The 23,224-nt window shown below is 36.2% G+C and carries 10 protein-coding genes and 1 pseudogene; all 11 read right to left on the bottom strand.

The window, feature by feature from the left end; translation table 11 throughout:
* Nucleotides 1–10 precede the first annotated feature (10 nt).
* The gene (locus C8N46_RS06725; protein ID WP_158269098.1) at nt 11–1,267 is read right to left on the bottom strand and encodes a radical SAM protein; all 1,257 of its coding nucleotides are present in this window, start codon (nt 1,265–1,267) and stop codon (nt 11–13) included.
* Between the two features lie 69 nt (nt 1,268–1,336).
* A complete protein-coding gene (locus C8N46_RS06720; RefSeq protein WP_108114096.1) occupies nt 1,337–1,525 on the bottom strand; it encodes a hypothetical protein in 189 nt (62 codons plus the stop codon).
* Nucleotides 1,526–1,619: 94 nt separating this feature from the next.
* Nucleotides 1,620–3,995, bottom strand: coding sequence for an outer membrane beta-barrel protein (locus C8N46_RS06715; protein WP_108114095.1), 2,376 nt, complete (start codon nt 3,993–3,995; stop codon nt 1,620–1,622).
* Between the two features lie 251 nt (nt 3,996–4,246).
* Nucleotides 4,247–4,588, bottom strand: a pseudogene (locus C8N46_RS06710) (transposase); the annotation flags it as partial.
* 119 nt (nt 4,589–4,707) lie between these two features.
* Nucleotides 4,708–6,246 (bottom strand): YifB family Mg chelatase-like AAA ATPase, encoded by a 1,539-nt coding sequence (locus C8N46_RS06705; RefSeq protein WP_108114094.1) that lies wholly within the window; start codon nt 6,244–6,246, stop codon nt 4,708–4,710.
* 363 nt (nt 6,247–6,609) lie between these two features.
* Nucleotides 6,610–7,914: an ATP-binding protein gene (locus C8N46_RS06700; protein WP_108114093.1), complete on the bottom strand. Its 1,305-nt coding sequence runs from the start codon at nt 7,912–7,914 to the stop codon at nt 6,610–6,612.
* 115 nt (nt 7,915–8,029) lie between these two features.
* Nucleotides 8,030–10,825, bottom strand: a complete 2,796-nt coding sequence (locus C8N46_RS06695; RefSeq protein WP_108114092.1) for a patatin-like phospholipase family protein — start codon at nt 10,823–10,825, stop codon at nt 8,030–8,032.
* Nucleotides 10,826–10,905: 80 nt separating this feature from the next.
* Nucleotides 10,906–11,778, bottom strand: a complete 873-nt coding sequence (locus C8N46_RS06690) for an Imm49 family immunity protein (protein ID WP_108114091.1) — start codon at nt 11,776–11,778, stop codon at nt 10,906–10,908.
* A 5-nt stretch (nt 11,779–11,783) separates the two neighbouring features.
* Nucleotides 11,784–16,115: a hypothetical protein gene (locus C8N46_RS06685; RefSeq protein ID WP_108114090.1), complete on the bottom strand. Its 4,332-nt coding sequence runs from the start codon at nt 16,113–16,115 to the stop codon at nt 11,784–11,786.
* A gap of 27 nt (nt 16,116–16,142) precedes the next feature.
* The gene (locus C8N46_RS06680; protein WP_108114089.1) at nt 16,143–17,897 is read right to left on the bottom strand and encodes a contractile injection system tape measure protein; all 1,755 of its coding nucleotides are present in this window, start codon (nt 17,895–17,897) and stop codon (nt 16,143–16,145) included.
* Between the two features lie 15 nt (nt 17,898–17,912).
* Nucleotides 17,913–23,126 carry a hypothetical protein gene (locus C8N46_RS06675; protein ID WP_108114088.1) on the bottom strand — a complete coding sequence of 1,738 codons (5,214 nt, stop codon included), beginning with the start codon at nt 23,124–23,126 and terminating at the stop codon, nt 17,913–17,915.
* Nucleotides 23,127–23,224 lie beyond the last annotated feature (98 nt).

The raw sequence follows: 23,224 nt of genomic DNA, 5'->3' as shown, positions 1-23,224 counted from the left end.
CTATACTTTATTAAAATGTTTCCAAATCTTTTTTATATTCAGGAACAGTCAAACTATCTAAATCCAAATTATCCATATATTCTCTTACTTCTGAGTAGCTAACCTTTTCAAATTCATTTTTTTCCAAATATTCATCAGAAAAACTATCAACAAGGGCATTTTGAATATGCAAAATTAATTTCATAAAATCATTACAATATATGGATGGATTGTCAAATCCATTTTCTTTACTGTATCTATGTGCAATGTGTCCACCTCCACAGACTTCGTTTATTGGACATGCAGTACATTTTTTTGGCAACATAAGATGTGCTTGATGATATAGTTTTGCCAAACTTGTTTCAAGAGCCTGCGCAAAAGTATGAGTGTTGATATTTGCACCCTGTTTGGTAAATCCATTACCACATAGTTTTAGTGCTCCAATAGATTCAATTCCTCCATCGGTTTCAATTAATAATACTGAATTTTCGGTATTACCAAAATTATCCGAACTTGAGTCTTTACCCAAAATCAATTTTATTAATGTATTAAAAACTTTAATGTTTAAACGTTCATCTATTGATTCTTTTCTCCAAATATCGAAAATTCTAATAAGCCAATCTGCATAAGGAGTTGCTTCAGAGATACCTAAAACTTTTGATTTTTTTTGAGGTGGTTTATCCGTAGTTGCATACGGAATTAAAAAATCTCCTGGAATAATATTTAATTCTTTAAAATGGTGATAAGTATCCTCTGGATCAGCATCAATATTAATTACACACAAGAATCCAGGTCTTTTCTTTGAAAATTTCTTTGCAATATCAAAACCTTTTAAAATATCGTCGTATGAACCTTCTCCTTTATGACCCACTCTGTACTTATCGTTATCTTCTCTTCTTCCATCCAGACTGATTCCCATGGAAATGTCTAGTTCGTTAAATATTTCACACCATTCTTGGGTAAGCAAAATCCCATTTGTTTGAAGTTGAAAAATACATGTAATATTATTTTCATCTCTCAAACGTTTATTTGCATTTTCTATGAAATAATAAAAGAACTCTTTTTTCATCAACAAAGGTTCTCCGCCATGAAAAACAAAATTAAATTGCTTTAGTTTTTTTCTTTTATGGTGGATTATAATCTTATCTAATATAGCATCTACAGTTTTATAAGACATAAATTTTGGTTGTTTCAAGTAGGTATTATCTCCTACATTATACATATAACAGTATGTACAATTGAGATTACATCTACTAGCCACTTTTAAAACTAAGGTATTGACTTTCATGATAGTGATTTTTAAGAGAGAAATCGACCCTCTAATAGAAACGATTTCTCTCATTTAATTTAATTTTCTTTAGATGTCTGATCTAACTGGTAGTCTGATAGACTCTGCCCAGGATTCTCCCCAAGACTCTCCCCAAGCTTCTTCCCAAGCTCTAATTCCTCCTTTTAAAGAGCCACTTAAATCTTGAATCGCATCATTTTTGAATGCATTCAAATCCAAAGACTCATCTTTGATTTTTAGTCTAAATTTGTTTTTCATAATAAAAAAATTTAAAGTTGATTAATTAATGTCCTGCGATTTGACACCCACAGGTAGATGCTTCTGCAAAAGGTTATTTATATCGTATATGTTTTTAAATTCGTTCTTTTTCATTTTGAATATCATCTCTTCTTTGAGATTCTTTATTTCTTTTAGAATTTCCGAATCTATACGAAAATCCAAATCTCAAAAATTGATTTTCTCTATCATCAAAAAAGACTTGATCTTGATCTTCATATCTAGTTTCCAAGTTAAAATCTGAACCATTAAAAATATCTCCAACGTAAATCGATAATCTAGCACGATTCTGTAAAATTTTGTGAGAAACTCCAAATGAAACTTCGTGTCTGGATTTTAATTCAAAAGCTCCTTGTATTTTGGGGGATAAATATCTCGTAAACAACTCTAAAGATGTTTTCTCTGATACATAGAAATTATTTGTAATGAATATGTCTAAATTCCAATTTGAATTGTTGATTGTTGTATTTTGTTGTGAAATAAAACTGTTTCGTTTGTAATATGAATTCCACTGCAAATTCAAAATCCACCATTTTTTCATATCAATTTTTGAAAATACTGATAACCCAGTGGAAAGGTTATTATTTAGATTTACCGCAAAATATCTATATGTTTCATTTTCTCCATCTTGAAATGATATTTGTGTAAAAGGATTGTCTGTATAATTGAAATAGTATTTAAAAAAATGTTTTCCCCTGTAGGAATAAGTAAAGCTAAAATTGTCAGTAAATGAAGGTTGTAGAAATGGATTTCCTTCAATAAAACTAAAAGGACTATAGTAAAATCTAAAAGGATTTAACAATCCAAAATTGGGTCTAGAAATTCTTCTTCCATAGGCAAACCGCAAAGAAGATCTTTTCCTTAAATTATAAGTTATATAAAATGTAGGAAACAACCTGAAATAATCAAACTCATTGACTTGATTCAATGTTTTAGAATCTCCCTCGGTTTCAGTAAATTCACCACGTAGTCCTAACTTTATAGAAATTTTTTCAAAATTCCTGGCATAGCTAAAATATGCTGCATAAGTGTTTTCACTATATAAGAAATCATTACTCCTTAAAGAGTCAAAGGTTTCCGCTGAACCATTTATATTAAAGTAATTAAGATTATTTTCTGAATCGGTAAAAGCTGCTTTAATCCCCATTTCTATTTTAGAAGCACTAATAATATTTACATAATCGATTTTTGCTGACGTAATATTTATTTTTTGTTTGGAATCTGACCTGAAATCATCTGTAGCGAAAAAGTTAGAGCCATCTGTTATGACTTTTTCATTAGATTTAGAATTGTAATTTGTATTTTCAATCTCAATGTTTAAACGATCTCTTTTATCAATTTTGAATTCATAAAAAAGACTATTAGATATATTCTCTGAAGTTGACAGTGTATTATTTAATGTATTTAAAAAATCGTTTGAAGAATTGGATACATTTAAAATATCTGTATTTGTAATGGTTCTTCTATCGGAATCAGGAATATTTCCATATGAGGTAAAACTAAGACTACTTCTTTTAGTTAATGCTAAATCTATAACCAACCTGAAATTATGTGTATTATCTCTGGATTTTATATTTGTATTTTCATCCCAAATAGAAATCAAATCACTTTGTTGGAAATAATTAGTTTCTCTTTCTTTTCTACCATTATTAGTACCTGATCCATAATTATAGGTTGAATAAATTCCAACTTTCCTTTTAAGATAATTAAGAGAAAAGCCATTATTAAATTTAGGGAAAATAGAAAATTTAGCTTGAGAGTTTATACTTCCATTAATACCAAGATCATTTTTACGTTTTGTCTTTATGTTAATAACTCCTCCACCCTGAGCATCATAATTAGAAGGTGGCGTATCTATAATTTCTAAACTACTTATATTGCTAGCACGCATACTTTCAAGCATGTTCATCAATTCTTCACCACCTAATCGAATAGGTTTGTTATCAATGTAAATTAAGACATTGTTTTTTCCGAACATTTGTATATCGCCATTATTTGAAGTCACAATACCAGGAGATTTACTTATGACATTCCATAAACTGCCGTCTGTAAGTACTGAATTTTCTATGTTGAATTCAATCCTATCTACTTTTTGTATAATTCGTGGTTTTCTTACTAAAATTTCTACTTGCTTTATTAGGTCTTTATCTCGGAAGATGAAAATCTCTCCTATATTGGTATCTTCTTTAATAGTAACCTTTTTCGTTAGAGAAACATACCCAATATATGAAATCATAAGCTCACAATCGACTTTTGATGTGGTCAGCTCAAATATTCCATTTTTATTAGTTGTTGTTCCTGAAATGATTTTTTTATCAGTATCATATAACACAACATTGGCAAATTCTACAAATCCCAAAGAATCTTTGACAACTCCAAATATTTTTTTTTGAGAATGTACAACAAACGGAAAAATTAAAAGTAATAATATAAGGTTTAGCTTGTTTTTCATTAAATTCAATATCAGAATTTTATATATAACACACTTATGTTTTTACCGTATTTTTTATAAGGTTTTATTTCAAAAAAAAAGCGTAAAAACCTATTTACTAGACATAATTAACCTACTTAAAACTTTTAAAATGTTATCAAAACTTGATTTGTTAGGTATGAACAAAATCATTATAAACAGATCTTCCATATATGAAATTCGTTACAGAATGACTTCAGTATTGTAATTTAGTTAAATAACCCGTTGTGCATTTAGGTAATATTAATTTTTAGATTATTGATATTTCTGTTAAACTCAAATTTATTAATGCATTGAATAACGGTCATTGCAGTAATTTTAGATAGAACTCTGTTTTTAAATCCATCGAAAGATTTAGCGTAGTTGCTTATTATCATGAATTGATCACACAATTGCGAGAATAGCGTTTCGATTCTTTTTCTAGATTTTCTAAAAATATAAGGTTGCTCTCTATAATCATTTTGATTCTTTCTCTTCGGTGTTTCTAGTCTAATATTTTGACTCTCAAACAAATTGATTTGATATTAAGCAGATAGGTAGCCTAAGTCGCCTAGTAACAAACAATTCTTCAATTGATATTTATTATCGTTAGGATTTCCAATTGTGAGTTCCTTTCTATTGGTCGAAAAAAAATAACGATTTTCAAAAGTCCAAACTGAAATTTATGAAGGGAAATACCCTAAGTATTCTTTAATTATCCCAACCAACCTTCTCTATCCAAACTTCGATATTGAATAGCTTCTGCAATGTGATTGGGTGAAATATCTGTTTCTTGAGCTAAATCGGCAATGGTTCTTGCTACTTTTAAAATTCTGTCATATGCTCTTGCGGATAAACTCAATCGTTCCATGGCATTTTTGAGTAAATTCAAGGCTTCAGCATCCAATTTGCAATACTTCCGAATTTGCTTCGTGTTCATTTGTGCATTGTAATGTAGAATTTCTGAATCTTGAAAACGTTTCGTTTGTACTTCTCGTGCTTTGATAACGCGTTGACGAATTTCAGCACTGGTTTCGCCTTTGCGTTCTTCTGAAAGTTTCTCAAAAGGAACTGGTGTCACTTCTATGTGAATGTCAATTCTGTCTAACAAAGGGCCAGAAATTTTGCCCATATAGCGTTGCATTTCCATCGGAGACGCTGCCATTGGCGAATTTGGATCATTGAAAAATCCACTCGGACTTGGATTCATACTTGCCACCAACATAAAACTACTTGGATAGGTAATGGTGAATCGTGCACGCGAAATCGTGACTTCTCTATCTTCCAACGGTTGCCGCATAACTTCTAAGACGCTACGTTTAAACTCAGGTAATTCATCCAGAAACAACACACCATTATGTGCTAACGAAATTTCTCCTGGTTGTGGATAGCTTCCTCCGCCCACTAGAGCAACGTCGGAGATTGTATGATGCGGATTTCGAAATGGTCGTTCGGAAATCAATCCTGATTTATCTTTAATATTTCCAACCACTGAATGAATTTTAGTTGTTTCTAAAGCTTCGTGTAACGTTAGTGGCGGTAAAATAGATGGCAAGCGCTTTGCCAACATCGTTTTTCCCGAACCTGGTGGTCCAATCAAAATGATGTTATGTCCGCCAGCCGCCGCAATTTCCATACAGCGTTTGATGCTTTCCTGCCCTTTTACATCTGAGAAATCAAATTCGGGAAAGGCTAAGTTTTTTAGGAATTCTGCGCGTGTGTCAATAATCGTTTGTTCTAAGGGTTCGCCAGCATCAAAGAAATTAATGACTTGCTTAATGTTTTGTACACCATAGACTTCCAAATTGTTGACGACAGCGGCTTCTTTGGCGTTTTGTTCTGGTAGAATAAAGCCTTTAAACCCTTCTTCACGCGCTTTAATTGCAATTGGTAACACGCCATTAATGGGCTGTAAGCTTCCGTCTAGCGATAATTCGCCCATTATCAAATAGTTTTCCAAATTTTCAGACTGAATTTGATTGGACGCTGCTAAAATTCCCAACGCTAAGGTTAAATCGTACGCGCTGCCTTCTTTTCGTAAATCGGCAGGCGCCATATTAATGGTGATTTTTTTTCCAGGAATTTTGTAGCCGTTATTTTGCAGTGCAGAAGCAATTCGGTAATTGCTTTCACGAATGGCATTATCGGGCAAACCTACCAAGTGATAACCTATTCCTTTTACCATATTCACTTCCACAGTGATTGTGGTAGCTTCAATTCCAAAAACGGCACTTCCATAAACTTTTTTAAGCATTTTAAAACAGTTTTGTATAAAACTATCTTTTTGTTTGTTGAAAGTGAAAAATTACTTTGTAAGCGTTGTGATTTTTTTGTGAGTGATGATTTCTAAGGTTCTATCTCCACAAACCCACACCGAAACGCATACGACACCAACTCTGAAACGGAATAATATTCAACTTACTAACAAGTTTTTTATGCGATTGTACCGTATTGACCAAAATGAACAAAGTATCTACGATTTCTTTGGTCTTGTTTTGTGAAGTAAATTAAAAGCATAAAAAAGACACAATCTCTGTTATATGTTGAAATTGCGTCTACTTTAATGTTGATTTGAATAACTTCCGTTAGAAGTTTTATTGAGAGTTTAGTTAGTTTTCTATACCATTCTCCCTTCCTTGATAAATTCCCTACGAATTGCATTCTCCAAAATTTCATTGGTCAATTGCGTGCCACCTTCTGCTAAGACTTGCAAACAAGCATATTGCACAATATTGACAATGTTTGCACCTGTAACTTCATAGGTTTCTGAAAGTTCTTGAAGATTAATTTCTTCCGACATAAACGCTTCTGGAATGTATTTTTGCCAAAGTTCTAAGCGCTCCGGAATTCCTGGACTTTCAAAATCGATGATGGATTGAAATCTTCTCGTAAATGCTTTGTCGATATTACTGCGATAGTTAGATGCTAAAATCACCAATCCTGAATGCGATTCAATGCGTTGTAGTAAGTATGATACTTCTTGGTTGGCGTATTTGTCATGCGCATCGCGAACGCCTGTACGTTTTCCAAAAATGGCGTCTGCTTCGTCAAAGAAGAGAATCCAGTCTTTGTTTTTGGCTTTGTTAAAGAGATTGGAAAGATTTTTTTCGGTTTCTCCAATATATTTTGAGATGACTAATGACAAATCGATGCGATAGACGTCTTTTCCTGTGTGTTTTCCCATCAAACTGGCAGTGAGCGTTTTTCCGACGCCTGGTGCACCAAAAAACATGACTTTGTAGCCTGGTTTTATTTTGTCAACCATATTAAAATCGTTGAGCAGCGTATTGTTGTGTTCCATCCAAACGAGCACATTGTTGACTTCTTTGAGTGTTTTTTCATTCAGTACTAAATCGTCCCATTCGAGTTGCGTTTCTAACAATTCTGCTGGGAAATTTTGGCTGAGTTTTGGCTTGGAAATTGAGCCGTATACAAATAGTTCTACGTATTCAAAATCTAACAATAACGTTCCGCTGATTTTCGGTTCGCCTTCAGGCACATCACTCAAGCGTAAAATTGATTTTTTAGCAAAAGCATGTTCTTCATTAAAAATAGAAATGATAAAATTTCGCGCTCTATAATTCGTCCCAACCACAATAAAAATAGCCGTTTCGCCCGTTGGAAGAATACCGCGATATTGTTTGCCTTTTACACCTCCAAATTCAGGAAAATCACTTCCTTCTGGAAAGTATTCGGAGAGAATGCTGGTTAAAAAACCTGGTGCAATGTATGGCAACATGGCAAGCAGCAAAATCAGTATTTCATAGATTTGAAAGTTGTTTTCCGTTACAAATTTGGAAAATTCCGAATCGTCATTGGCAAAGTCAAACGTTGGGAAATCAATGGTTTCGTCGCTTCCTGAAACTTCTGCCAAACGAAATCGCACCGCTTGTTTTATATAGTCTATGAGTTCTGTAGTCATGATATTGAAATTATGATACACGCAGATGCTGCGCGTTATAGCAGCATAAATAAAAGAATACTTGTGGATTTATGAAACCGTTGAAATCCTTTTTTTATGGGTGTTTTTCCCCTTTTTATTTTTTGTTTAATTCATCTTTGAGTTCTTGAATTCGTTCAATAATTGTGTCGTTATTTTTGAGAATTCTATCGTAATACTTAATGGTACTTGGGCTTAAATGTCGCGCCAATGTCGGTTCGTAAGTCTCCCAATTGCCAGATTCGGAAATATTTTCAGTGTCGTCGTATATTTCTTTATTTCGCTCTTTTAGAAATTTAATGAGACTGTCTCTCGCATGAATTTCTTTTCCTTTTGAATTGATAATCAACTCTTTAACATCTCCACCTACAAAACTTTCCACATCGTCTAACGTGATGACTCTAGGCAAATATATTGGAATGTATCTGATACTGAATTTATTGGCGTTATAAATAGAATCTTCTTGAAATTGAATTTCCTCTAGCGGTTTTCTACCTCGCTTTTCCAAACGTCGTATCAAATCACTAAAGTAATCTGGATTTTTGTCTAAATTCACGCCTGCGCTGATGACTGCTGACAGATTTCCTTGTTCTTCTTCTTCAAATTCTAAAAAGTCAATATCATATTTTTCTTTAAAAGCTCTTAGTAGATATTTGATATAATTCGATTTTCCATTGATGATTTCCACAAAAATGACGTTTGTTTCTGGCATAATCACTGGTTTGTCGCCGTTTTTAAGTCGGTCGTACCAATCCAAACTTGTCAATAATCCACTGTTGTCAATCGCGCCCGCGTCAATATAATGTCCATAACCCGAAATTTTTGCTGCGGGACTGAATCCAGGAAAACGGTTGGTACACGACAACGCTTGATAAAACGATACTACAGGACGCTTGCCGTCAACAATAGGTTGTAATTGCGCTAAATTATCTGCATTTAAAAATAAATCTTCATCATCATCATAACGAACGGAGCTAAAAACACCTCTTCTCCCGTTGGTTTTTGCGGTATTGACCAAAATTGCTGGAAAATAGTCGTTTTTCTTATAAATATTGTCATACCAATATCCCTGAAAAGATACTGTATCTAACATACGTGTGTCGCGTTTTTCAAGTAAGTTTTGATAGGTAACCATGGAATAATACGCTCTATCTTTGTGTTTGCTGACTTTTCGAAGCAGTATCATTTTTCGGATAAAATCCCAACCCAACATATACGATACATCGCTGGATGCGTAATTTTCTGAAGCAACTTTATTGATACGGTTTTCTATATTTTTAAATCTATTTTTAGTTTTATTATTATATTTTCCAGATAAGACCGAATACATGCCCAATCCCATCATTCCGCCAGAAGCACCTGAAAACGAAGCTGTTTGGTCTAAGAATTCACCTTCTGTTTCTTCTTGAATATGATTGAGTAACTTCATCGTCCAAATATTTGCTTTTAAAGCACCACCGTGAGAGGCAACAAAAATTAGCGGTTTTTTATTATTTTTTATTTTTTTTCTTAACGAGTCCATATAATTGTTCAAAGGCAATACGCTATCATCTCTACGAACACTATCGGTGTCTAATTCATGCACATAACTTTCATTCCATTTTGGAGAAATGACCGCGATTAACGAGCAAAAAAGAATAAATCCTAATACAATAAGTGTGATGACATTTCCGCCTTTTACAAAGCTTTTTTGGTCTTTTAGTTTTACCAAACGATTGATTCCTTTTGGCGTCAATCCTGAGTAATCTTCATAGACTTTTTTGGTAATTTTTCCTTTTTCGTAAGCGTTACTTTGTCTTTTAATGGCTTGAATAACGAATAACGATTTTAACGCACAGGTTAAGATGTAATAGAATATGAAAAAATAGGCAAACAATACCGCCATAGCATTTGGCAATGGTTTTCCATACGCTACGCCGATGTTACAATACACCAACATTCCAAAGAGCAATAATGCTATGACAAAGAAAAAGCTCACGTAATTGTAGCTAAACGCAATTTTTTTAATAAACGGAATGGCAAGATACACATCTAACTTTGAGCGGAACAAACGAAAACTTATGTAAGTTACTGAAAGTAAAAATGTTAGTAATTGTAATAAATAATACGAAGTAAGATTGAATTCAGAGAGAAAAGCTGCCCAAAGCAATAACACGATTGAGAACAGCATTAACATGTAAAATGACAAAACACCTTTTTTGTAAAATGTATCATAAACCGCAGCATTGTCATTTGTATCTTCTTGCTTTTTATAATCACTGTTGAAGTTGTCTGTTTTTTGCTTCTTTCGAAGAAAAATAATGAGCAAAATGTACGGAATCAGGCAAATAATCCAATTAAAAATAATGATACCAGAAACACCTTCGTACACATAATAGAGTTTGGGCTCGTACGATTTATAGATGTAATACGCCCATATACTAAAGATGGAAATTCCCAGCGCATGTCTAAAAAACTTTGCTTTATAATCTTGTGAATATGCTGCTTTTTGGGAAGGTTTGGCTTCAATTGGTTTTTTACTAAATGTAAAAATGTTGTAAAACCATAGTTTGTGAATGTACCAAAAGTTTTCATCTTTACTGTCGTTGATGTCTTTTGCGTAGTAAATATAAATTGGATAGTGTGAAATAACTAAGGCAAATACTGAAATAATCGTGTAACACAGCAACAACGAATAGGAATTCTTATCTTCAATCATATCAACCAATAAGGTGTATGCCTGATCCAATCCTTTCACTAACAGTAACATGATGATAAGTATGATAATACTTAAAAATGAAGAGCGGCGAAATTTGTTGAACGCTACAATAACATCATAAAACCATTGCAATATTGGATGCAATGTTGCTTCTTTTTTCTGCTCTTTTTGTTCTGAATTACTGATAGATTCCATACGATTTTACTTTTGTTTTTTAAATATACAAAAATTGAGGTGTACAATGAGTACCTACGTTTAGGGATATTTATTTGTCATTATGGTGCCAAATTTTCAACATTGCACTTACCTTCTACTAGAAACATCAACAATCGACTATCATTTACGGTAATATTCCAACCTTTGTCATGCGCTCTGCATGCAAAAGCATTGATTTCCCAAGGAATCCAATTGTCTGGATTGGCATAACGTCCTTTTGCATCGTCGTTAAAAGCCCGGTCTTTGTCTAAAGCAATTTGTAATTTTTCATTGAAAGACGCTTCATTTCCTAAGTAAAATGCATTGCGCAATGCACTCAATGGAAGATAGATAGCTTCATACCAATCATTCCATTCGTCGTCATCTTTAAAAAAGTCTTCCGCACTTTTGTCCATCTTATCCAACTGACGCTGAATTACAGCATCGTCAATTTTATGCAATGATTTTTCTAAATAGTAATATGGATAATGATACGAACGCGCCAAATTCACATTATGAAAAAACGGTCCCGGATCGGTTTGTCGAAAGATGGCTTCTTTCACTTTTTCACAACGGCAAATGCAGGTAATATCATTGATTTCCATCAATGTAGCTACGTTCGTTTTGTGAGTTGAAGATGTTTTTTGCAAGCTTACTTTTTCATTATCAATCCAAAGTTCTTGTGTTGTTCCTAAATTCACTTCAGTTTGTATATGAGCATAAGCAGCTTGCATTGCTAATTTCATATAATAAGACAACTCTTCAAAAGAAGATTCGTTATGGACATATTTTATGGCAAACCATAAAATTGCCCGTTTAAAAAGACTATGTGATGTATTGGGATTAGATTTAGCTGCGTTCAGCATTTTTTCTTTAAATCCGTTAAAATTTTTATCGTAATCGTCTTTAAATGAGTTCTCATCCCAATTATTAAATTCTAATGTATTAGCCATTCTTTTTATATTGAAAATTCAGTAAGTATAGTGTTTAATGCCTGACCATTAGCGTCAATAGGCGTTTGTGCTTTATAGAATTTTATTTGTGAAAAGCCTCCATTGAGATCATAGTTCTCCATAATTTCATCCGCTAATTTCTTTTTGGCTCCTCCAGAATTTCGCATTCGTTCAATAACATACTCAAAATATTCTGCTGTTCCTTGCTCTACTCTAAATCCATTATGTTTTGCTGAACCTAAGGTAGAACTTCCTCCTTTAGCCTCCACAATGATATATTCACCCGATTCCGTTTTATGAACTTGATCAAATACGCCTGGGCCTTCATGCGTGTGAGTTTCAGAGATATTAGTATGTTTCTTTTTGATAGCATCTTCCGCTCCAATATCTCCTATTTGTTCACTATTCTTAACTTTTTTATTGGTTACTTTAAAATGCTCGTCTAATAATGCTTGCTCTTCTGGTGTTAATTCTTGCTTCGCTTTCTTTTTAGCTAATGCTTCTTCTACACCATCAACTTTTCTACTATCAGCAATTTCATCAACAATATTTCCTCGTTCTACTTGTGCTTGATGCATTTTTTTGTCTAATGGATCTAACGCATCCACATCTGCAGGATTGTTCGGATCTTTCGGTCTGGTACGTGTATACGTATCTTCAATAATGTTTCCGTTAGCATCAGTTTTGAATTTCGCAGGAACGTCAATCTTATCGTCCATTTTTGTAGCACTCTCCCAAGGAGAATTTGCATCTACTTTTACTTCATAAGTTCCATCAGCATTTCTACGCCATTGTGCTTTGTTTTCAGGTGTGAATCTGTTATCTGCTTCTACTTTAATACGTTCTCCTGTATCAGCATCTTCTCTGGCTAATAGGAATTCAGGATTAAATTCTGCCCAAAGCTCAAACCATTTTCCGCGCTTCTCAATCCAAATTCGCTTGAATTTGAATTTCTCCAAAATCTTCTGACGTAAGTTACTCAATTTCTTGGTTCCTTTGCCAACCATTCCTTGAATTCGGATTCCTAAACGCGTGTTTTTGATTCTGGCAACTCCTTTTTTGATGATGTTTCCAGTTTTGGTTACACCTTTGCGAACAAAGTTGACACCTTTCATCACTTTTTGTCCAATACGAGTCGTTTTGGCTGCTGCCATGACACGCTTGAAGACTTTCCCCATTCCTAAGAGGATTTTATCCAACAAGAATTCCATCACAATAACCGCCATTGCCATTGCTAAGGATTTTCCTGCACCAACAGCATCGCCAGCCCACGCTTTTTTCACGTAATCCCATATATGTCCCATCGCTTGGAAAACCGCATACGCACCAAAGATGATAACCAAAGCTTTAACAATAATGTCTACTGCTGCCACCAATCCGGCACCACCTGTAAAAAACGCTATGAGTCCCGCAGCAATTAATGCTGTGACTAAAGCAGCGATAATCCAAACTTTGTTTTTATTCCAGAATACTTGCAATCCTGTCATCATTTGACGTCCCATAAATGCCAAACGTGTTGCGATGTCTAAACGGCCTGTTTTGGTAATAAGCGTGGCAGGATCGTTGTCCATATTTGGTGTCGACGCTACTTTTCCTGGAGTTGGCTCGGTATTTCCAACTTCTTCGGATTCTACCAACATTTGGTTGTTGTAATGATCGAGTTTTTCAGGGTCGGACATGTTTATCCAATCTGGATTTGGCTTTTCAGCTGCTTCATCTACAGATTGAGTTGCCGATTCTGCATTTTCTTCTACGGATTCAGTGACTTGTTGTGGTGGCAATGCATAGCCTGCATCAGCTGCAGCCGAAGCTTGTAGTTGTTGAGCTGTAACGGCATCTGCACCAGCACCTCCAAGTTCCATGGTTCCGCCATCTTGCATTGGTGGTAAACCAGCGAGTAATTCAGGTTCTAAGGTTACCGCAGGATATGGCTCAATAGTAACATCGTCATTACTTAGTTGTGATTTTGTCAATACCGATTGTAAATGCTCTGGAATTGGTTGCGTAGCACTTGTAGCATCGGCAGTTGCTTCACCTGAACTTTTCCCCATCGCAGCAGCCCACGCTTCTTCTTGTCCAATCGGTACTTCAAAGTTTTTTAATGGTTCTGCAGGATTTCCGCCTAAAGCGACTTCTGCCAAGGCTCCAAAGAATTGTCCTGGCGCATGCCACGCTCCTACTTGTAAATTCCATAAGAAACGTATGATTTGAATCAAGCCAGATACTAAGAATTTCATCGCATCTAACAACAAATTGTAGAATGCTTGATACGCCGCTAAAATGGCATCGAGTGCTGCTCCGAGAATGTCTAGCAACGCATTTACCGCTTTTTTGAGTCCTTCCGCCAAGGTATTTACGACGTTTACCGCAGCATTGACGGCTTTGTCAATAGCAGCGTTGAATTTATCGCGAAGTTTCGGAAATGCAGCTAAGGCAACGTTTACTAAGGCTTTTAAGGCTTCTCCAAAGGCTTTGATGAGTCCCACAATCGCATCACGTGCTAAATCGATGAGTTTGTTGGCTAGTTTTTTCGCAGCTTCTATCAAGCCTTTTACAAGCGCGCGCAAACCGTCAAAGAGTTTATTGAGTCCTTCTTTGAGTTTGTCAAAGAAACTACTTACGGCGTCAATAGCTCTGTCCCACCAGCTTTTATTTTCCGATTCTTTTTTCGCTTCTGCTTTTTTAGCTGCCGCTTCTTTATCGGTCTTTTCAACTTCTTTATCCGCTTCTTTTTTGGCTTTGTCATATTCGGTAGCAATTTTGGTATCGGCGTCTTTGACTTGCGTGTCTATATCGCCATCAACTTTTTTCTTTTCTGCTTCCGATTTTTCGCTATATTCTTTTTTGACGTTTTCGTTTTCTTCTTGCCATTCGGTTCGTTGTGCTTCTACATCCGCTTTTGCGGTACTTTGCGCAAGTTCTTGTTCTTGTTTTACACGTTGTGTTTCCGCATCAATGTCTTGCTCAGATTTTAACCGTTCTTTTTCTTGATCGGTCTGCATTTTGGCATATTCCTCATTTTGCTTTTGCATATCAGGTGCCATTTCTTGATCAATGTACGATTTTGCTTGTGTGTCAAAACTATTTTTAACCTCAGCAGATACGTTTGGAATTTCTTCGGAAAGTCCTGTAGTTTCTGGCGGTGGCGCAAACTCAACCGTAGGCGACATCATTTCGAGTTCCATTTCTGGATAGATATCATCTTCGCCTTTGTAGAGTTTGCTTTCGGCGAGATTTTTAGCTTGTTCTTTGTTGGTTGTTTCGGTAGATTCGTCTAAGTTTTGCTTGTTTTTTTCAGGATCTGCCTGACCTGTCAAGTCAACTTTTGGCTTTTCACCAGGATTGGTATTCACACTTTCCGAAGTTGGCAAGTTATTGATACCGCTTTTTATTTGCGATTTTTTATCTTCATCACTACCACTTCTTCCCCAAGTAGAAATACTACGCAATTTTGCCATTGCCGTACTTGCTGGCTGTTGGCTTACTTCTGGAATTTTTTCGCCTTCTTTTTTTCCTGTCGGAGCCAAATCGCCCAAGGTATTTTTATCACTTTTTATTTGCTCACCAACTTTGTCAGACGCTGCTTTGGCTTTGGCTTTTTGCGCAGCCGATTTGGTAGGAACGCCCGTAGGTTGTTCTATTTCTGGAAGAGATTCTTGTAATGTTTTTTGCTCATTTTTTTGAACTTCCGAAGCCGTTGTACCCGATTCTTTAACACCTCTCATAAAGTTTGATGGTGTTTGACTCATCAATCCGTCGGCGTATACTTTTCCATTTTCTGTTGGCAATACCAATGGCGCTTCTTCTTCTTTGACGTTTTCTTTTTCTCCAACGCCACCCTGTGGTCCATTTGGAACTGCATACGAGTTTCCGCCACCGCCACCAGCGCCACCACTTCCTTTAGCACTTTTTCCAACAGGTGTGTTTCCTGTTTTTGCGTTTACTGTTGCTTTTGCTTCTCCATTTTCAGGCGTTGTCACTGCTTTTTGAGCTTCAGGTGTTGCTGGTTGCGTCTTTTCAGCAGTCGCTTCTTTTGAGGTTTCTTCTTGTGCTTCTTCTTTTTGTTCTTCTAGTGTTGTAGTATTTGTGGAAACACTGCTTTTTGGTAACGTTTGATTGATAAATGAGGAGCTAGAAGCTTCTGTGGTTGATTGTGTTTCTTGATTTCCTCTCGTTTCTTGTTGACGCGATGGGACAATAAATAAATCAGGCGTTTCGCTTTCTTTGGAGTTTTCAGATTTTTGTTTGAGTTGCGTTGGCGCAATAAATAAACTTGACCGAGAAGAATTTCCACTCGATTGCTCCGTTGTATTTTTTTGTACGCGTGCTGTACTCATGTGTTTATTTATTGTTTATGATTTGAATTACCATTCCACATGCATCATCTGTTCCATCCATTTTAATCGGATGAGACTGATGTTCCACGGAACTTTGTCAAGTAATACGTCTTGTGCTGCCCGTTCTATTTTGAGTTTGATACTGTTTTCTGTTTTTGTAAGTGCTCCATCACGTTTTAAGAACATATCACGCAAGGTGTTTATCGTACTTTTTTTGAGAACAACCCAATGTTCCAAAACTGCTTTGAGCAATTCTTCGCAACCTTCTTTGTCTTTTGATGTTAGTGGTGTTTGGTAGTTGATGACTGTTTCTAGCGGAATTCCTAAGAGTGTTTTTTCCAGCGTTAATTCTACATCAGTGACGTCTTCTGTTTCCGTTGCTAAGTAATGCAATAACATACACGCTTTGCCAACGTCATTGATTTCATTGTTTTCTGTGAGTACTCCCAAACCGCCGAAAAATCTTGAGAGAAACGGATGCAATAGAATCAATCCCGCTTTTTCCGTGGTGAGATTGATTTCGTTTTCGATGGTGTTTTTGTAAATCGTTGGTGTTTCTCGGATTGTACTGAATTTCTTTTTTATTTTTTCGTCAGCTTCTATGGCTGCATTCGCTTTTGCGAGATGTTCCGCCAGTGCAGTTGAACTCTCTGCACTAGCTTTTTCATCGTTCGCTTTCGTTTTGTGGTTTTGTTGTTTTGCTTCAGCATGAACATCATTGTCTTGAGATTGATTTTTGACGCTTTTTTGCTTTTGTTCTGCTGTTTTTGAAGAAGTTTCAGAGGTTATTTCTTCTTTTTGCGAACGTTTATTTTCCTTAGTATTTTCTGTCTGATTTTTATCAGATGTTTTTTGTTTGGAGCTTGATTGTTGCGCTGATTCTTTAGTAGCAGTAGCTGAGGATGATTGCGTATCTATTTTTTGAATTGTGGCAATGTTTGAAACGTCAATGGATATACGATTACCTTTTTCTTTTTGCGTGATGGCTTGTAATACTGCTATTGTGAGTTGTGCTTCATTGCTTTTACGCAATCGCTTGTGTTCCTTTGCTGCTTTAGAGGTTAACAATAGCAGCAATGTTTTTGAGAATTGCGGCAAGCTGTTACTTACGCCAAGTGTTTGATACCATATAGCTGCTTCTTCGTTGTTGTATTGTAATTTGAATTGTGTACAGAGTTCCTTCAAGAATTCTTGAAAGAATGCTTTTTCCAGCTTTACGTAGTGTGCTGTAATTTGCTGTTGCGTTGTAATGATGGTTGATAGTTTCTCATATTCATTCCGCAGCAGCGACAACATGCGTTCAATGGCTTCCGACTTTGTTGAGAATAGCGTTGTTAACTCGTTTTTTTCTTCATGAGTAAATTCCGCCACAGCGCCCAACCATTCTTTAAATGCTTTTACAGAGATGTTTGCTGGCAAAATTCCATCCGAAAGATACACTAACAACGCTTCAAACGGCGATGCTTCTTTAATGATAGTTGCGACTATATTTGCGTCCGTACTTGTACCATTTGATTGAATGCTGCGCAATTGCTGATGAATTTGCTGCGTGATTTCTTTTTGCAGCGTTTCCAAATCCTGCTGTTGCGTATCTACATTCACATCAATTGCATCTATAATACATTTTGAGTTTGGATGTTTTTTATCCCAATCGTTGCACAATCGTTCTATATGTGGCAACAATCGTTCTTGAAAAAAATCTATATAATACTGTTCCCAAGAAACTCCCGAATTGCTATAGTTTACATCTACTTCAAATGTTATGTCGTGAATGGTGTGCATATTGATTTAGCGGTTTCACTTTGTAAACGTACTGGTTAAGTTGTTTTTGAACGCGTCATCTTTGGTAGTGAAACTGTCTAAATAGCTTTGCGTAATGGTGGTTCTTGATGTTCCGTCATATTCAGATGCTCTACTACTTGATATCGTAATCATTTCATTGTAAAGACCTCCCAATTCGGCATTATTTTCATTGACACAACGAAGCAATTCTAACGACATGATTTCCATAAGCTCATCTAGTGCTAATAAGTCTTGCTTATCGGCTGGTATATTTGGATTCCCCAAGTATTTTCTGCTCAAACCATCTCTCATTACATTTAGTTGACTTAATGCTCCAATAGAATCATTGATAATGTCTGTACTTCTTGTAATTTGAGATATAATACTTTCCATTGGTGATAAAATATCATTCGTGATGGCGTCATTGAATGTTGTGGCTTTAAATGTGTTTTTTAATCCTGTATATGTAGTTCCAAATCCTAAATCGCCCAATCGTGTATTGTATGCCGTGTTACAGTTGAGTCTTTCAAATGTCGTTGGGGTGTCTGCTGTTCCTCCTGGATCAAGCATATCCATTACCGTGATTGTTACTTCGTCTGTGGTACATAAATTTGGCACAAAAACGCGCACGCTGTAACGTCTGTTAATGGCATTATCAGCAGGAACTTTAAATACGCCTTGTGCTACAGGCTCAATACGCTCTCCTGTTTCAATGTCTATTACTTCGTAATCAAAGTACGTTTTATCATCAAAAGTATGACTCAATTTGAAATTATAGCTTCCATTTTCCCATGAAGAACCATTCACATCATGCGCAATACTTTGTTCTGAAGGTAATTTGAAAACCCTTGTCGTATCTACCGTAGTGCCGTTTATTTGAAATTGAATCAATTCGCCTAAAAGCGCATTCGCAATGGAAGAAACTCTAAATGTGTGTGAGTTTGTATTTTGTACTAAGATACTACTTCCTACTTGCGGTGATGTGATAATGAAATCACTTGGTGATATTCCGATGTTTTCACTAAACGTTGGGTCACCTTCTTTCCAGCAATATCTATCTGAGATGCCTAAATCCGTTGGTAATTCTGGTGCTGGCGCATCTTCGTTAATGGTTACTGTGATTGGAGTTGTTTCACAAGGAGCAGCATCCATTAAGCTTGATTGTACACAAACTACAACCGTGTATGTTACATCTACATTATCGCCGCCAGATGGAATTACATGTCCCGTAGTTGTTAAAATTGGGTTTCCGTTTTCATCAAACCATTTGGTTTCTAGATAATTTTCTGGATTGCTAACACCAGGTACTGTATATGCTGCTGAAAGATTGACAATTAAATTGTCGCCTTCCCAACGAACAAATTCATAATTAGCATCTACATCTGTATTGGCTGGAACTTTGTAAACTGTAGTTGTCGCCGCTGGAGAACCGTTTACAAATAGTTCAATTTGTTGTCCGATGTCGCCGTCTGCTACTAGGTTTGAATCAAAATCGATTGTGCTTGTGCCTCCGATAATCATATCTTCGCCTATGGATGTTGTTACGGTATCATCTGGATTTACATCCAATCCAATCGTTTGCCCGAAACAGATGCCTCTAGGAATGTTTAAGGTTGGTCGCTCAAGCGTAAAGCTGACATCAAAACTTTGTGTACAGGAATCTTCTAAACCAACAACACTCATCGTGACTCTATAATTTACAGAAACGATACCTTCTCCAAAGTCTTCAATTCTATGATTCATGAGGATTCTGTCGGTTCCGATTTGCGTATTGTCGTTATTCAAATCAATCCAGCTATATTGAATGTATTCTTCGTCTTGGAAAATATGCGCTGCTCTTACGTGTACAATAGCGCCTGTTTCATCCCATTCTACCACAGTATATACTGGTAAATCATCCGTATTGATTGCAAAAGGAAGTTTTGCTACACGCGTAGAAACACCGTCAATAAGTTCTCCGTTGACACTAAAGGTAATGGCATCTCCTGCCAATTCATTTGGTACATTTACTGGATTGATAAAGTAGTTGCCATCTACATCTTGCTCTATAAAGCTTATTCCGTCTACAGGAACTTGTGGTGAGGTAAGTGTTGCATCAGATGGTGTTACTGTAATGGCCGTCCATGAAGGAGATGTTTCCATGAGTCTATGACAGATAATTGGTGGAACTTCCACATTATTTTCTATCGGTCTTGAAAAATCTAGGATCAAATCTGTGGTAACCGTACACGGCACTAAACTTCCAGTGACACTAATGGTAACTGTCACTGTTTCTGAGAATGCTTCGCCTGCATTTGCAAAGAAAACCGCAGCCAAATCTTTCGTAGTTCCGATTTCAGAACCGTCTGCTCTATTCCACACATAGGAATAATACGAAAGTGCTTCTAATTCGTGGTTTACGCTTAAATCTAAGTTGATGCCAGCTTCGTTCCACGATAAAAATTCAACAGTCGTCGTAATATCCGATGGTAATTTATACACACAGATTTCTAATGGTACAACTGGCGTTGTTCCGTTGACTAAGAATGTGAGTGGTTGTCCTAAAAGCTCATCTGTAACGCCTGTTGGATCAAAAGCATATCCAGTATCTGTTTCCACAATAAACGTATCGCCTTGTGGTGAAGTGATAACTCCATCCGTAATGCTTGTAATGAAATCTTGTTGTCCTTCATCGGTTGGCAAACAGTATTTTGTTTTTGCGATGGTTAAGGTTACATCAGGTTCTACATTGTACACAATCGTTTCTGGTGGACAGTCTGAACAACACATGTATGGCAGTGCAAAATCGAATTGTACTATTCCGTTGAAACTACTTAAAATACTATCGTCTTCTAGCAATTCTTCGGTTCCCCCGAGATACACCATTAAAAATGTTCCTCCTTTTGGTACACCTGCCATGTGCTCTGCGCCTGGATGTTTTTCGATGAGTCGCGATAAAATGAGTTCTCTGTATAAATTGTCTCGAATTTCATCTAATTGTGCTTTTAACCATGCAAATTTGCCTTTTAAACAGCAGAGTTTAGACAATTCATAGATGAAATACTCATACATTTTATCATGCGTGCGTGTTCCAAAAGTACTGTCGTCTCCCGCTTCTGAAATCGCAAATAACACTTGGTCAATGTGAGCGCACAACGCTTCAATAGCATTGTTGAGTGCTGTCCATTTTTCGGTTACATATACTTCGTTTAGCGACTCTAAAAAGTTGTTTTTAATGTCTGCCAATCCTGCAATGATTTTTATTGGTGCTTCTGTGTAGAAAAAATAATCGCTTCCTCTATCCACAGTTCCTTGTGCTTGGTCGATGATGCCAAGTGCAACTGTTGCTAAGTACAATCCCGCTACGTTTTGCGTTCCTACATACGAATACGCTTCATCAATGGCATATTGCAACGACTGACTGTAACGCGCAGATTCTATTTGTTGTCCAGCATCCAACGCTTCCATATTGGTATTGATGGTTCTGCTCGAAATTTTTTCTGGATTCGTTGTGTCTTCCGTTGCTTTCTTTTTACCAAACAATTGCAATACTTGTTGCTGTTCTTGTGTGGCAAGTGAATAAATGGTGGTGCTTGTATCGTTGTTTCCTAAATCGTCAAATTGGTATTTTGAAAAGAATTCTGTGGCACTTTCCGACACACATAAAAATTCTTGTTCCCATGTTTGCAACAAAATAGCATAGTCTTTTGTATCACATTTGTCATCGTCGAGAGAGACTTTATTTACTGGAAAACCTATGCTCACGGCTTTTACGTCAAAAGCAAGATTGTATTTTGCTTTTAAGGTGTTGATTTTTCGCAACGCCAAGCGGAAATCTTTTCCTATGTGACCTTCTATTCGATAGAAATCTTTATCTAAGTGACTGTATTCTAACGGTTTTTGAATACAATCGATGTTTTTTAAGTTTTGAACGTGATAGCCTAATTGATTTTTCGCTTTGCGTAATTGTACGGACCACGGACTCCAATTGGAAATCAACGAGTTTTTTGTTTCGTAATAGTATGGAATGGTACGTTCACTGAGTTTAAATTCATATCCTTTTGACGGCGTTACTTTGATGGCTGCCGTTGGAACGTTTGGTATTTTGTATTCTTTTAATTGATTGAAAAACTTGATACACAACGTTCTGATTGCTATGAGATTGTCCTCGTTTTCCGCAGCTACCGTTGGTGACGGATAAAAATCGTGTCGTGTTTGTAAGCGCGATGCTTCATCCAACGTTCCTAAGAGTAAATGTTTTGGAAAGGCATTGATATTGGCAACACATTCAAAACGTGTAAAAAGGATGAGTTCTCTAATTTCACGATAGGTATCAATCAAATCCTTCATTAAATCGTATTTGTACTGTACATGCGATTCGTCTTGCACAATAAAAATATCGTCAAAATAGGTAGTGATTTGCGGAATATTTACACCATACTTCGCAAAGTTGATGCGATGGTTGAAACGATTGATAATCGTTGTAATTCCTGTATATAAATCATTTTTTAACGCATAACTGTTGGTAAACTGATCTTGAATATCTATTCCTGATAGTGTATTTTCTGCGGTCAGCATCACGCGTGGCATGCACAATTCTGGCAACGTATCGTAATACGCAAGTACGTTGTGACTGTTGTAGATAGTGTCTTCCGAAACCAACGCACTTTTGTTGCTTTTATGAATTAAGAGATATTTGATGTTGCTGTAGACTTTGTTTCCAGTTTCATCACAACCAGAGCCACCGCATAAACCTTCGTCTTCGGTGTAATCTTCTACATATGCAACTACAATGTAATCTTTGAGCGAACCAGGCTCGTTACTTGTAAAAGAGGAAAGCGGAAGCTCGTCCGTCGGACGCCCCGCCTCCTCTTGTTCGTAAATCTCATATACCTGTAGTCCATCAAATAGTTCGTAAGACGCTCTATCAGTCAGTACCGAATAGTAGTGAAATCTACGTGTTTCTGTTTTTATAATGTCGCCATCGGTTGTTACGCCAACACCTTGACCAATTTCTATATGTCCATTGGTTATAATGCTTCCTTCCGAGTATGAAACAATATTCAATCCGCAACCAACACCCACACCAATTAGGTACACACGACTCAGTCGGTCTTGATCTTCGAAGTAATTTACAACTTTATTTAGATTTTTATGTGTTAAAACTTGATCTGGCAAAAATTCTTCATAGATATTGCCGCGTGTGTTCAAGGTGTGTAAGTACGGTTCTTTTTTCTCTATTGTTTTCATCTCTGTATGTTTTTTGTGGTCTTAGGTTTTGGGTGTTAGGTTTTGGGATTTAACTAATCCCAAATTCCTAATGCCTAATTCCTTTTCCCTAAATCATC

It is taken from the genome of Kordia periserrulae (assembly GCF_003054265.1).
In the GTDB taxonomy this organism is placed as follows: domain Bacteria; phylum Bacteroidota; class Bacteroidia; order Flavobacteriales; family Flavobacteriaceae; genus Kordia; species Kordia periserrulae.
Note: the sequence above shows the minus strand (reverse complement) of the source record. Positions and strands in the feature narration are given on the sequence as shown.

Bases quoted from the DNA above. Each gene is read 5' to 3' on its own strand.
- C8N46_RS06725 (WP_158269098.1), bottom strand. From the start codon at position 1,267: ATGAAAGTCAATACCTTAGTTTTAAAAGTGGCTAGTAGATGTAATCTC.
- C8N46_RS06720 (WP_108114096.1), bottom strand. From the start codon at position 1,525: ATGAAAAACAAATTTAGACTAAAAATCAAAGATGAGTCTTTGGATTTG.
- C8N46_RS06715 (WP_108114095.1), bottom strand. From the start codon at position 3,995: ATGAAAAACAAGCTAAACCTTATATTATTACTTTTAATTTTTCCGTTT.
- C8N46_RS06705 (WP_108114094.1), bottom strand. From the start codon at position 6,246: ATGCTTAAAAAAGTTTATGGAAGTGCCGTTTTTGGAATTGAAGCTACC.
- C8N46_RS06700 (WP_108114093.1), bottom strand. From the start codon at position 7,914: ATGACTACAGAACTCATAGACTATATAAAACAAGCGGTGCGATTTCGT.
- C8N46_RS06695 (WP_108114092.1), bottom strand. From the start codon at position 10,825: ATGGAATCTATCAGTAATTCAGAACAAAAAGAGCAGAAAAAAGAAGCA.
- C8N46_RS06690 (WP_108114091.1), bottom strand. From the start codon at position 11,778: ATGGCTAATACATTAGAATTTAATAATTGGGATGAGAACTCATTTAAA.
- C8N46_RS06685 (WP_108114090.1), bottom strand. From the start codon at position 16,115: ATGAGTACAGCACGCGTACAAAAAAATACAACGGAGCAATCGAGTGGA.
- C8N46_RS06680 (WP_108114089.1), bottom strand. From the start codon at position 17,897: ATGCACACCATTCACGACATAACATTTGAAGTAGATGTAAACTATAGC.
- C8N46_RS06675 (WP_108114088.1), bottom strand. From the start codon at position 23,126: ATGAAAACAATAGAGAAAAAAGAACCGTACTTACACACCTTGAACACA.